Raw genomic sequence first — 12163 nt, forward strand, 5'->3', positions numbered from 1 at the left:
TTTTTCTGTTGTTTTATATCCTCATTGGAATGAACTGCCCTTTTCTGTATATAATATAGTTGTTATTAGATAAATATAATTATTTTTGACCTCTGAAAGGTTAAATCTAACAACACTAAATTGAAAATGGAAGAAGAATCAGTGAAGCCTGAGGCGGTTATAAAGAAGAAGAAAGACAACGAAGCTCCTTCATTTGCCTTTGTTGGTGCAACATGGCTGGTATTATTTGTCGGGGTGATTGCTTACCTGATTGGATTATATAATGCTGATATGCAGCTAAACGAAAAAGGGTATTATTTTACAATTCTATTGTTTGGACTATTCTCGGCAGTAACACTTCAAAAAAGTGTGAGAGATAAACTCGAAGGTATTCCCGTTACTAATATTTTCTTTGCGATAAGTTGGTTTGGTACTATTGTTTCTATCATATTATTGATAGTTGGTCTTTGGAATGCTGAATTGGCCTTGAGTGAAAAAGGATTTTATGGAATGTCTTATACCTTAAGTTTATTTGCTGCTGTGTCTGTTCAAAAGAATATCAGAGATACAATGGAGACTAACAAATGAAAAAAGTAATAATAGGTTTAGTTATTACAGTGGTAGTGTTATTAACTATCATCGCTGGCGGAGCAGTCTATATGTTTGGAGTTTCTTTAGATAGAAAAGTAACACCGACAGATGAAGAAGATGCCTATGCTTTTCTTTATGAACACGACCCGAGCTTAAAAATTTGGGTAGATAGTTTACGTGAAAATTCGGCATTGCAAGATACGTTTATTGTAGCCACAGACGGCAGTAAACTTCATGCCCTATATGTAAGGTCTGCAATAGCATCGCCTAATACAGCACTTATCATTCATGGATATACCGATAACTCGATTCGAATGTTGATGATTGGTCATTTGTACAATAAAGAAATGGGATATAATATCCTGCTTCCTGACTTAAGAGCACACGGAAAGAGTGATGGTGAGTATATTCAAATGGGTTGGAAAGACCGTCTGGATATTATGGAATGGATAGATGTAACCAAAGGTATATATGGCGATACTACACGTATGGTAATTCATGGTATATCTATGGGAGCAGCAACAACCATGATGACATCCGGCGAAGATTTGCCCGAAAATATAAAGTGTTTTGTTGAAGACTGTGGATATACAAGCGTTTGGGATGAATTTACCCATAAACTAAAAGATGATTATGGGTTGCCTGCATTTCCTATACTAAATGCAGCCTCTTCGTATTCTCAAATGAAAGTGGGTTGGAACTTCAAAGAAGCATCGGCTCTGGAGCAGTTGAAAAAAAGTAAACTGCCTATGTTCTTTATTCATGGAGACAAAGATACCTATGTGCCTACTTGGATGGTAAACGTGCTTTACGATGCCAAGCAAGGTGATAAAGAATTGTGGATTGTGCCCAATGTTGAACATGCTAATGCTTATTGGGATTGTACCGATGAGTATGTTGCTAAAACAAATCAATTTGTAAGTAAATATATCAATTGAGGTTACGACCTTATTTGACTAAATAATGAAAGGCGAGTTTTTTAACTTGCCTTTCATCGTTTTATAAATTGAGATAATGTTTTTTAGTAAAAATTCAGTTTCGTATTAATAGCTACTAATGGGTATTGACTTTTTGTTTTAGTATATTTGTAAAATAATAATGGGTACGACCTAAAATAAGAGTAATGAAGAATAGAATAACAGAAGTTTTTAATATAAAATATCCGATTATATCGGGAGGTATGGTTTGGTGTAGCGGATGGCGATTGGCTTCAGCTGTGAGTAATGCCGGAGGACTTGGGCTTATCGGTGCAGGATCTATGTATCCTGAGGTGTTGAGAGAACATATTCAGAAGTGTAAAGCTGCAACCAATAATACATTCGGGGTGAATGTGCCTCTATTGTATCCTAATATCGAAGAGATAATCAATATTATAATTGAGGAAGGTGTAAAAGTAGTGTTTACTTCTGCGGGAAATCCAAAAACATGGACTAAGAAATTACAGGATAGTGGCATTAAGGTTGCTCACGTAGTATCTAGCTCCAAGTTTGCGGTAAAATGTCAGGAAGCAGGCGTAGACGTGGTTGTTGCCGAAGGTTTCGAAGCCGGGGGACATAACGGAAGAGAAGAAACTACAACCTTGATTTTGATTCCTCAGGTTCGTAAAAGTATAGATATACCTTTGATTGCTGCCGGAGGTATTGCAACAGGTAACGGTATGTTGGCTGCTTTGGCACTGGGAGCCGAAGGAGTACAAATAGGAACCCGTTTTGCATTGACTCAGGAAAGTTCTGCTGCTGCTGAATTCAAGAACCTGTGTGTGAATCTGAATGAAGGAGATACATTGTTGTCTCTAAAGAAAGTAGGACCAACCCGAATGATAAAGAACGAGTTTTACAAACAAGTTCAGGAAGCCGAAGATAGAGGTGCTTCAGCCGAAGAAATAAAAGCTCTTCTGGGAAGAGGGCGTTCTAAAAAAGGAATATTTGAAGGAGACCTTGTAGAAGGCGAACTTGAGATAGGACAAATAGCTTCTCTGATTAAAGATCTGCCATTGGCAGAAGATGTTGTAAAATCAATTATTACAGAATTCAATGCAAGTGCAAAAGCTCTGTCCGGAATTTCTTTCTAAGGTCTCAGACCTTTTTATTGCTTTGGTAAGCATCGCAACAACAGATAGTTATGATTCTGAAATACAGCATCAAATCTTTTCTGTTACTTAATTACTTGTAACTACTTAAAATGCAGTACGATCTTTTTGCACCTGTTCCAAAATATAAATTAATAAGTCTTTCGAGTGGTAGTAGTGGCAATTGCTACTACTTGGGAACTTCTCAATACGGTATCCTTATTGATGCCGGTATTGGTATGCGTACCATCAAAAAATACCTGCGTGAGTATGGTGTTGCTATGGAAACCATCGTTGCGGTATTAGTTACGCACGATCATGCCGACCATATCAAATCAATCGGAGGCTTTGGCGGAAAGCTGAATATTCCTGTCTATGCAACTGAGATAGTGCATGCAGGAATAGAAAGAAGCCGCTTTGTTGAAGAAAAATTTACGGGGGTGAAGCGAGTTGTCGAAAAAGAAAAGACTTTTGAAATAAAAGAATTTCAGATCACCGCTTTCGAAGTTCCTCATGATACGATCGAAAATGTAGGATATCAGATAAAGGTTGGAGATAAGACAATAGTCTTAGTTACCGATGTTGGTTGTATAACAGATACTATTTCGAAATATGCCCGATCGGCTAATCATCTTATTATAGAAGCGAACTATGATGAGGAAATGCTCAGTTGTGGACGTTATCCTGCCTATCTTAAGCAGCGTATCACTTCGGGGATGGGGCATTTAAGTAATCGTCTTACGGGAGAATTGCTTACCAGTATTTACCACGATAAGTTAGATGAAATATGGCTTTGCCATCTTAGTCAGGACAATAATCATCCCGATCTTGCTTATAAAACAGTTGAATGTGCATTGAATTTGCAAGGAATAAAAGTAGGAAAAGATGTAACGCTTAAAACTCTTAGCCGAGGGAAACCCTCTGGATTAAGAGAGTTCTAAATATGGGACACATAAAATGAATTAATGATTCTCTTATAGGGGATTTGTAACCTTTTATTATATTTACAGAATATAAAGGCATCTTTTTGAAAGATATGCCAATGCAGTAAATAAATATGTTTTTGTGAAAAGTTAAAATTTAACCATTTAGATCCGGATGCGTGTATTGAGCTATAAAGAGAGATTAATTCAAACAGAACTTTTTTGATCATATTTCTACTGCTTTTATTTCTATGAAAAACAAATTAACTAACCAATTAATCATAATATGAAAAACCAGATTGTCCTATCCCTCGGATTATTTTTTGTGAGTATAAGCTACTCACAAGTCTCGATTCACACCATAAGCACTGTAAATACAAGAGATTGTGAATTTTAATATTATAAGAGAGACTGATTATACTTCGTTTATGAATGTATTATTTGCAATAAAATAAGAAACAACAACATGAGAAGAATATCTATTTTAGTATTATTAGTTCTGACCTGTCTCCATATACAAGCACAGAAGGAAACTAATTGGTGGTATTTTGGAAGAAATGCAGGTCTGAATTTTAATATTTTACAAAGTGTAACATCGGATGCCGGAATACCCACAGCGGGTATGCCTACTTCGGTAGACGGTCCGTTGAATGCCTATGAGGGTTGTTTTACATTATCGGATTCCGATGGGAATCTATTGATGTCGTCAAACGGTATGACTGTTTACAATAAAAACAATGTAGGAATGTTTAACGGGGCGGGGCTTCTGGGTGGTGATTCTTCGACACAATCCGGTATTGTGGTGCCTGTACCGGGAAGTCCCGATAAATTCTATGTTATATCGGTTGCTGCAGAGCAAGGAGCAAACGGAATCACTTATTCTACAGTAGATATGTCTCTTGAAAGTGGCTTAGGAGCTGTAACCTCAACAAAAAATGTAAAATTATTAGCAGGGCCTACCGATGAAAATATAGCGGCTATACGCCATGCAAACGGTATGGATTATTGGTTAATGCACCGCAGAATGCAGAACAACATACTCACCATTTATGTCTGGGCTGTAACCTCATCGGGTATTGCTTCTACTCCAGTTATTTATAGTCTGAGTAATACTCCGGGATATGGTTCGGTGACCTATTTAGGTTACCTCAAATTTACATCAGACGGGTCTCGGTTTGCATCACCTCTGCGTGGCACAGGACACATTGTTTCCGGAGTTTTTGATACTCAAACAGGTATACCGTCCGACATACAATCAAGAAGAATATCCGCAGTCGACCTGAATGGTTACAGTGTAGAATTTTCGCCTTCCGGCGAGCAGCTATATTTAGGGGTATGGGGTGGAACCGGTAACTATTTATATCAAATCAGTTGGGATGGTTTGCGTAATACAACCAATATGGCTTATCAATATCCGAATCAAATAAATACGCTGCAAGTTTCTCCGGATGGAAGAATTTATGGAATACGGGACGCAAGCAAGAACTTGTTTGTAATCATGAATCCCGAAGCGACAAGCGGCAATGCTGATGTAAGGGTCTTTTCTGCATTTTTAAAAGGAAATGCTGCGGGAGGGTTGCCCACTTTTGCTGCCTCCTTCTTCAATGCAAAAGCGAAAGACAAATCTTTTGTTTGTGTAGGGAATGATTTTAAATATGCAGTAGAAGTAAGCATGACCGGTGCAGTGGCTGATCAGCCGACTAAATTGGAGTGGAATTTTGGCGATGGTTCAGCAAAAGTAACACAAAATATAGTTGCCGGCACCACAGTATATAAGCAGACACACAATTATGCTGTAACAGGCAAATATGCCATAACCATCACACCCTACAAAGCTAGCGGAATAGCTCTCGCAACTGTTACATTGCCGGCCAATGTGGTAGATTGTGTAATCCAGACTAACAGAATGATACGGACCGATTTGCTCAATACGGCTCAACAGAAAAAATAACGGGAAATGAATTTCTTAGATATAAAATTCAGGTTACACTAGGTTTACTTATTCTATTTTTGAATCTATGCCATAGTAGTAAATATGTACTGTTACGTAAAAAAGAGAAGTACCGATGCACTTCTCTTTTTATTTATGCTTATTAATTAAAATAACTTCTAGATATTGTTTCTTTTGACGATGGAAATGACTAAAGCTTTACTCTAACATCAGATTTAGAATAGGCTGATGCTCCTCGAAAAGAGAAGAATACTCTATTGCTAGTTCACTTGTATGAAAACCAAAGAGTAAGCGTGTGAGCATATTTATATTTACTGCAATATCAAAATCAGATGAGTTGCTTTGAGCTACTTCCCCTTTACTTATTTGATAAATATCTTTCTCAACTTTTATCTTAAAATTCTTATCGAGATTCTTTTTTGCATATAACCTCAACATAACCGATGGGGCTATAATATAAGACATGCCTGCAAGATTATACTTAGGAGGACAGTCGTCTTGCAAGTATTCTTTGACGATAGTTTCGAAATCGTACTCCGATTTTAAAACACAGAAATCGTTTTGCTGATATATTTTGTCAAATTCCTGATATGCGTCAGACCAATTACTCTCCTGTTTTTTCAAGAACTTGCTGAATTCGATATCCTTTGTCCCTTTGTCGAATGTTGTGGCGAATCCATATTTCTCGTAATACCCGAAAAGCCAATCCTCGGCAGGCACTAAAATAGAAAGTGGAATATTTCGCTCTCTCATAATTGAAAAAGACTCACGGATCAATTTCCCCATATAACCCTTATTCCTGTATTCGGATAAGGTGCATAACCCGGCCAGATAATAAAAAGGAATTACCTCACCATAGAACCTGATGGTATAGGGAATCATTTGCAAAGAAGCTACAGCCTTCTTATCGACCCAATATATGAGTGTATTCTCGTCTCTGTATTGTCGGGAGAAATACAAATCCATATATTCTTCGGTGTCTTCGAAGCAGGTTTTCCACATCGAACGAACTTCAGAAGCTGTGTTTTTATTTGCAAATTGAATCATATTTTTAAGGCTCAGTTGAATAATAAATAGGGTTTCTAATTAACAGGGAATCAATAACCCTTCCTCCAGTAAAATATCAGGCTGATACGAAAGCTTGGCTTTTCGCAGTGATTCCAATCCCATATCCTCTTCTCTGTTGATGTACTTAAACTTAGAAGCTTCGTGCTCTATAAATTGTTGATTAATTATGGTATATGCTCCATGGATTTCTCCAAAAGCTTTTTCAACATGCACCACAAAAGTATCTTCAGTTAATTGTTCTCCAATGGTGAAAGCTATGATTTTACCATTTACACGGATGGCTCCACCTGTGAGTTGCAGAAAATCAAAATGCTCTAACATCAATCGGGTTGCAATATAATCATATTGTAGCGATCTGTTTTTGTCCTCTTTAATATTCTCCCACTCATCAAGCATGGCAGCACATTCTGTCAGCTCTTTTTTACTTGTAATAGGGAAGTACTGCCAATCGGGATTATCTGATTTGAATCGGTTGATATGATTACGTTTGCTTTGTAATTTCTTACCCGAAAGAGAAATTAATTTCGAAGAAAGGTAGATATACTCATCGTTATTTCGCTCGTGTATGTGTTTGAATTGATTCGGCATTTTTTTGTTGATCATTTCCCACATCTCAAGAGTGATACCCTTCATCTGAAAAGGGATATTAGATGCTTTAGCATCAGCTTGCAACATATGAATTGCTTCATTAACAGGCATCGGACCGATGGGCATCATGTAATAGATCTTACCATCTGTTTCCAGAAATTTAAGAAATAGAGTTTTGTGTTGAATGTCGTATTGGGTTTTGAATTTAGCATTCCATGTAAACATGTTGGTGAAGCTAAAATCGCATGCACGAAAAGTGTTGCCATCCAGACAAGCATCTATCTGAGGCTTATCGGATAGTTCTATTTGTTTAAAATGAATCATAACTACTTAATTAAAGTAATGTTAAATGTTTATTGCCATACTTTTCTTCAAAGTATGGTTGAGTAACATAGTTGATCTAAATAGTAAAAAGGTCTCTGACCTTAGCCTATCAAACAATTGTTATTCTTGTTATGTTCAATGTATAACAAAAAGCACGCCGAAAATTTGAACGGACAAATCTTTCTTTCAGTCTGACAATTTTTAAGTATATTTGATTCTCTAATTAAGGTTATAAACCTTCTATTTTACGTTATATCATTATGAAAACTAATAATGACTGGAAAGACAGGTTGAATGTAGTCTATTCGACCAATCCCGATTATAAATATGATTCGGAAGACGAAGAAGAGGTAGTTGCTATACCTAAAGAAAAACAACTGCTAAGAATAGAACTCGATAAGAGAAACCGCAAAGGTAAATCGGTAACCTTAATTACTAATTTTGTGGGTTCGGACGATGATTTGCAGGATTTGGCAAAATCACTTAAAACCCGTTGTGGGGTAGGAGGTTCGGCACGTGATGGCGAAATTCTTCTTCAAGGCGATTTCAGAACCAAAGTTTTAGAGCTTTTACAAAAAGACGGATATGCTAAGGCACGAATCATCTGATAGTGCAAACCTAACTGTTTATAAAGCTTCTGCCGGATCGGGTAAAACACACCGATTGACAGAGGAGTATCTTCTATTGCTCTTTTCTTCACCATTTTCGTACAAACATATACTGGCTGTAACCTTTACCAATAAGGCTACCGAAGAAATGAAAAGCCGTATTATAGAAGAACTTGCCAAATTGGCATCGGATAAACCATCGGACTATGTAAAGAGCCTGAGGGAAAAATATAATAAGTCCGAAGAGTGGGTGAGGGCACAAGCCCGAAAGATATTGATTAGTATACTTCACGATTATTCATCATTTTCGATCAGTACGATTGATCGGTTCTTCCAACAAACCATGCGGGCTTTTACCCGTGAAATTGGTTTGGGTGGAGGTTATAATGTAGAACTCGATACAGGTAAGGTCTTAGGTGAAGCAATTGATTCGATGCTTTATGACTTAGAAAAAAGCGAGAATGAGCAGTTACTCGATTGGTTGATACGTTTCTCGGAAGAGAAAATAGAGAGTGGAGAGACTTGGAATATCCGAAATGATATACAATCGTTATCCACCGAAATTTTTAAAGAAACCTACAAAGCTTTCAGCGATCAAATACAAGCTGATATTGCCGATAAAGCTTTGTTAGACGATTACAAAAAAACGCTGATAATCTATATTCAGCAATACGAAAAGAGATCGAGAGAAATTGCCGAAAAGGCACTAAATACAATGGTGAGGTTTGATCTTCGTCCCGAAGATTTTAAAGGAGGAGCCCGTTCTACTTTCTTTAGTTTTTTGAAGTGGGCAACAGGCGAAATAAAAGAACCTACCGATACATTCCGTAAACTACCCGATGATGTATCGGGTTGGTACACCAAAACTACTCCAGCCGATGCAAAATCTAAAATAGAAGATGCATTTGGAAATGGATTAAATGATTGTGTTTGCGAAATCATTGCTCACTACGACAATTCGGCAACCTATCAGACTGCTTACGAGATCAACCGTTACTTTTTCACCCTAGGTATATTGGGTGATGTCGATAAAAAAGTAAGACAATATGCCGCCGAAAATAATGTGATGCTAATTTCGGATACTACCGAATTACTGAACAAAATTATTGAGGGGACTGACACTCCGTTTGTGTATGAAAAGGTAGGAACCCGTGTAGATCATTACATGATAGATGAGTTTCAGGATACATCCAATATGCAGTGGAAAAACTTTCTTCCCTTGGTAAGAGATAGTCTTTCTGCCGGAAACAAGAATCTTATCGTAGGCGATGTAAAACAAAGTATCTACCGTTGGCGAAACTCGGACTGGAAACTTCTGGATGAGCAACTTGATATAGATTTTAAAACCAATGGTGTTATTCATAAATCTCTTGATACTAATTGGCGAAGTGGCGAGAATGTAATAAACTTCAATAATGCTATTTTCGAAATAGGTTCAAAGTTATTGCAAAGCTTATACAATGAAGGTTTGGATGATATAACTTATGATGAAGCTTTAGCTCCTTTATATACTCGAATTGAGGGGGCTTATAAAGATTCTTATCAATATCTTCCCGAAAAGAAGAAAGGTAACCCTTCGGGGCATGTGAAAGTTCATTTTATAGATACCGAAGAAAATACCAATTGGCAGGCTTATGTATTGGATCAGTTGCCTCATACTATCGAAGAACTTCAAGATAAAGGATATTCACTAAAAGACATTGCAATACTCGTACGCACCAAGAAAGAAGGAGCAGAAGTTGCAAACCGACTTTTGGAATATAAAAATTTACAAAAGCACTCGAAATACAGATATGACATTATTTCGGATGAAGCTCTATTTATAAAGAATTCTAAGAGTATCAAGCTTGTTGTTTCGTTATTGAAATATTTGCGTAACCCTTCCGATTTTACCTTGAGGACATTAGCTATATACGAATACTTCAAGTTCAAAGATCAGCTAACAGCCGAAGAAACAATTTGCACACACCTCTCAAACTCCGATGACTTTCCCGAAGAGGTTTCTATTGAACTGAATCGTATAAAAGAACTTCCTCTCTATGAAATGACTGAAGAAATATTCGATCTTTTCAAAGAGGCAATGGAAAGCAACGAGAATATCTATATTCAAGCATTTATGGATATGGTACTCGATTTTTCGGTGAAACACTCTTCCGATCTTGATTCCTTCCTGCAATGGTGGGACGAAAGCGGACAAACCAAAACGATATTCACCCCTGATGGGCAGGATGCCATACGTATTATGACTATCCATAAGTCGAAAGGTCTGGGTTTCGAAGTCGTACTTCTACCTTTCGGCCATTGGGATATAGATCATAAGATGCCGACTATCCTTTGGTGTCAACCCCGATTCGAGCCTTTCAACCGCTTGCAGCTAGTTCCCGTGAAATACTCTCAAAAGCTTAAGAACACCATCTTTGCTTATGAATATTTTGATGAGAAACTGCATGCTTTTATCGACAATTTCAATGTATTGTATGTGGCTCTTACTCGTGCTAAGAATGATTTAATTATATTTTCACCTAAGCCTAAAGACAAGCAAAAGGGAATCAATTCTATATCTTCACTTCTTTGGGCTTGTGTTCATGCCGAAGCAAAACCTCAGGAGGGGAAATTTTTTGTATCATTAGAAGAATCTATGGATCAAGAATCCGATTGTTTCGAATTAGGCGAAAGCAAAGGAGATGCACTTTCGAAAAGAGGCTCTGATACACTTTCGGAAAACGAAGTCAGTATCGGTGTATTAGCTAGTATCTCTTTTGATGACAGACTTAAATTAAGATTAAACAATAAGTACTTCTTTTCCGAAAACGGACAACGTGAGTATGGAACCCTTATGCACGAAATAGTAAGTAAGGTAACATCTTTTGAAGATCTGGATAAAGTGGTGGAAACCTATCAGCTATCGGGCGAAATAACAGAAGAGGAAAGAGACAAGATTTCTTCACTTTTGAATGACTATTTATCTAATCCGCAGATTGCTTCTTGGTATTCAGTAGAGTATAAGGTGCTGAATGAGGTGGAAATACTACAGCCCAATGGAACATTTATCCGTCCCGACAGGGTAATGATGAAATCGGGTGAGGTGGTAGTAATCGATTATAAGTTTGGAGAAAAAGAAGAAAAAAAATATCTCAAACAAGTTAAGAATTACATGACTCAGATTAAAAAGATGGGTTATAATAATGTAAAAGGGTTTGTTTGTTATATAACGTTGGGTAATGTGATTGAAGTAGAATAAGTATTTTGATCTCAGCTAACTATGCACTATTACTTTATCTGTTTATTTATTCTTTTGTTTAGCATTGTGCCAACAGTGCAGTGTCAAAGTATGTTTCATAAGAATGACTATAACTCACTGTATATTTTAGATTCGAATAGAAATAATGGTTTCGAGGTTATAGCTTCCATAATTGCTATGTTTACAGCCGGATCGGCTGATCGCAACGGCTTTCGTTTAGGCGGCTCATTAACTGTTTCGAAAAATATAGGGGACTGGACTCTCTGTACAGGATTGGATGCTTATAAAGCCAAAGAGAGATTCGGATTAGGTACTACTTTTGCAGGAGTAGAATATGATGATGGTAAATACGGAGCATCCTATTTTGTAAATAAATATTATCAGGGAGGAAAACAAGTATCTGGAATTTTGGGATTAAGGTTGGATGATTTTAGTCTGAAATTCGAAGATGATATTTTAGCGTTACCTTTTACCGGCTTTACTATTTACGACAGATACCGGACAGCTGCTTTAGAACTTCAATACAAACACTTCATTATAGGAACAAATGTATATACGACTGGGATAAACGGACTAACTGATACTTCCCCTTATAATCGAAAAGGTACATATATGGGTGGAAAACAAATATCAAGTCCCATGTATATTGGTTATACGAATAAAGACCTGATACTTCGTTATGGTATGAATAATCAAACGGGTGGATATCTCGGTCAGAATTTGTGGCATCGTAATTTTTTTGATACCGGTGATTTCAAATCGGGAGGTTATCGCAATCAGTTCCTTCAAGTTGGTACTTATCAACCTTATACACTGTATTGA

10 protein-coding genes are annotated in these 12163 nt (G+C 37.1%); 8 read left to right on the forward strand and 2 right to left on the reverse strand.

Going from position 1 to position 12163, the window contains the following annotated elements; all coding sequences use genetic code 11:
* The first annotated feature begins 126 nt into the window (after positions 1–126).
* From yiaA to CLV62_RS15345, 5 genes are all read left to right on the forward strand, one after another.
* Positions 127–567 (forward strand): inner membrane protein YiaA, encoded by a 441-nt coding sequence (gene yiaA, locus CLV62_RS15325; RefSeq protein ID WP_050708510.1) that lies wholly within the window; start codon positions 127–129, stop codon positions 565–567.
* Positions 564–1508, forward strand: a complete 945-nt coding sequence (locus CLV62_RS15330; protein WP_110311651.1) for an alpha/beta hydrolase — start codon at positions 564–566, stop codon at positions 1506–1508. Before yiaA ends, CLV62_RS15330 begins: the two co-directional genes overlap by 4 nt.
* A 185-nt stretch (positions 1509–1693) precedes the next feature.
* The gene (locus CLV62_RS15335; protein WP_170120070.1) at positions 1694–2641 is read left to right on the forward strand and encodes an NAD(P)H-dependent flavin oxidoreductase; all 948 of its coding nucleotides are present in this window, start codon (positions 1694–1696) and stop codon (positions 2639–2641) included.
* Positions 2642–2751: 110 nt separating this feature from the next.
* On the forward strand, positions 2752–3579 hold the full coding sequence (locus CLV62_RS15340) for an MBL fold metallo-hydrolase (RefSeq protein WP_110311653.1): 828 nt from the start codon (positions 2752–2754) through the stop codon (positions 3577–3579).
* Between the two features lie 448 nt (positions 3580–4027).
* The gene (locus CLV62_RS15345) at positions 4028–5512 is read left to right on the forward strand and encodes a hypothetical protein (protein ID WP_110311654.1); all 1485 of its coding nucleotides are present in this window, start codon (positions 4028–4030) and stop codon (positions 5510–5512) included.
* 198 nt (positions 5513–5710) lie between these two features.
* Here the strand turns inward: CLV62_RS15345 and CLV62_RS15350 are convergent, their stop codons facing one another.
* Positions 5711–6559 (reverse strand): GNAT family N-acetyltransferase, encoded by an 849-nt coding sequence (locus CLV62_RS15350; RefSeq protein WP_110311655.1) that lies wholly within the window; start codon positions 6557–6559, stop codon positions 5711–5713.
* A 39-nt stretch (positions 6560–6598) separates the two neighbouring features.
* Entirely contained in the window at positions 6599–7492 is an 894-nt protein-coding gene (locus CLV62_RS15355; protein WP_110311656.1) for a DUF2156 domain-containing protein, read from the reverse strand.
* A gap of 260 nt (positions 7493–7752) precedes the next feature.
* On the opposite strand from CLV62_RS15355, the gene CLV62_RS15360 reads away from it, so the two are divergent.
* The 3 genes from CLV62_RS15360 (at position 7753) to CLV62_RS15370 (ending at position 12163) form a co-directional block, all read left to right on the forward strand.
* Entirely contained in the window at positions 7753–8100 is a 348-nt protein-coding gene (locus tag CLV62_RS15360) for a translation initiation factor (protein WP_110311657.1), read from the forward strand.
* A complete protein-coding gene (locus CLV62_RS15365; protein ID WP_110311658.1) occupies positions 8078–11341 on the forward strand; it encodes a UvrD-helicase domain-containing protein in 3264 nt (1087 codons plus the stop codon). The genes CLV62_RS15360 and CLV62_RS15365 overlap by 23 nt, the downstream gene beginning before the upstream one ends.
* Before the next feature lie 90 nt (positions 11342–11431).
* A complete protein-coding gene (locus CLV62_RS15370; protein ID WP_170120071.1) occupies positions 11432–12163 on the forward strand; it encodes a polymorphic toxin type 23 domain-containing protein in 732 nt (243 codons plus the stop codon).

It is taken from the genome of Indolivaga alginatilytica (assembly GCF_003201355.1).
Lineage (GTDB): Bacteria > Bacteroidota > Bacteroidia > Bacteroidales > Dysgonomonadaceae > Dysgonomonas_A > Dysgonomonas_A alginatilytica.

Bases quoted from the DNA above. Each gene is read 5' to 3' on its own strand.
- CLV62_RS15360 (WP_110311657.1), top strand. From the start codon at position 7,753: ATGAAAACTAATAATGACTGGAAAGACAGGTTGAATGTAGTCTATTCG.
- CLV62_RS15355 (WP_110311656.1), bottom strand. From the start codon at position 7,492: ATGATTCATTTTAAACAAATAGAACTATCCGATAAGCCTCAGATAGAT.
- CLV62_RS15330 (WP_110311651.1), top strand. From the start codon at position 564: ATGAAAAAAGTAATAATAGGTTTAGTTATTACAGTGGTAGTGTTATTA.
- CLV62_RS15335 (WP_170120070.1), top strand. From the start codon at position 1,694: ATGAAGAATAGAATAACAGAAGTTTTTAATATAAAATATCCGATTATA.
- CLV62_RS15345 (WP_110311654.1), top strand. From the start codon at position 4,028: ATGAGAAGAATATCTATTTTAGTATTATTAGTTCTGACCTGTCTCCAT.
- CLV62_RS15370 (WP_170120071.1), top strand. From the start codon at position 11,432: ATGTTTCATAAGAATGACTATAACTCACTGTATATTTTAGATTCGAAT.
- CLV62_RS15365 (WP_110311658.1), top strand. From the start codon at position 8,078: ATGCTAAGGCACGAATCATCTGATAGTGCAAACCTAACTGTTTATAAA.
- CLV62_RS15340 (WP_110311653.1), top strand. From the start codon at position 2,752: ATGCAGTACGATCTTTTTGCACCTGTTCCAAAATATAAATTAATAAGT.
- yiaA (WP_050708510.1), top strand. From the start codon at position 127: ATGGAAGAAGAATCAGTGAAGCCTGAGGCGGTTATAAAGAAGAAGAAA.
- CLV62_RS15350 (WP_110311655.1), bottom strand. From the start codon at position 6,559: ATGATTCAATTTGCAAATAAAAACACAGCTTCTGAAGTTCGTTCGATG.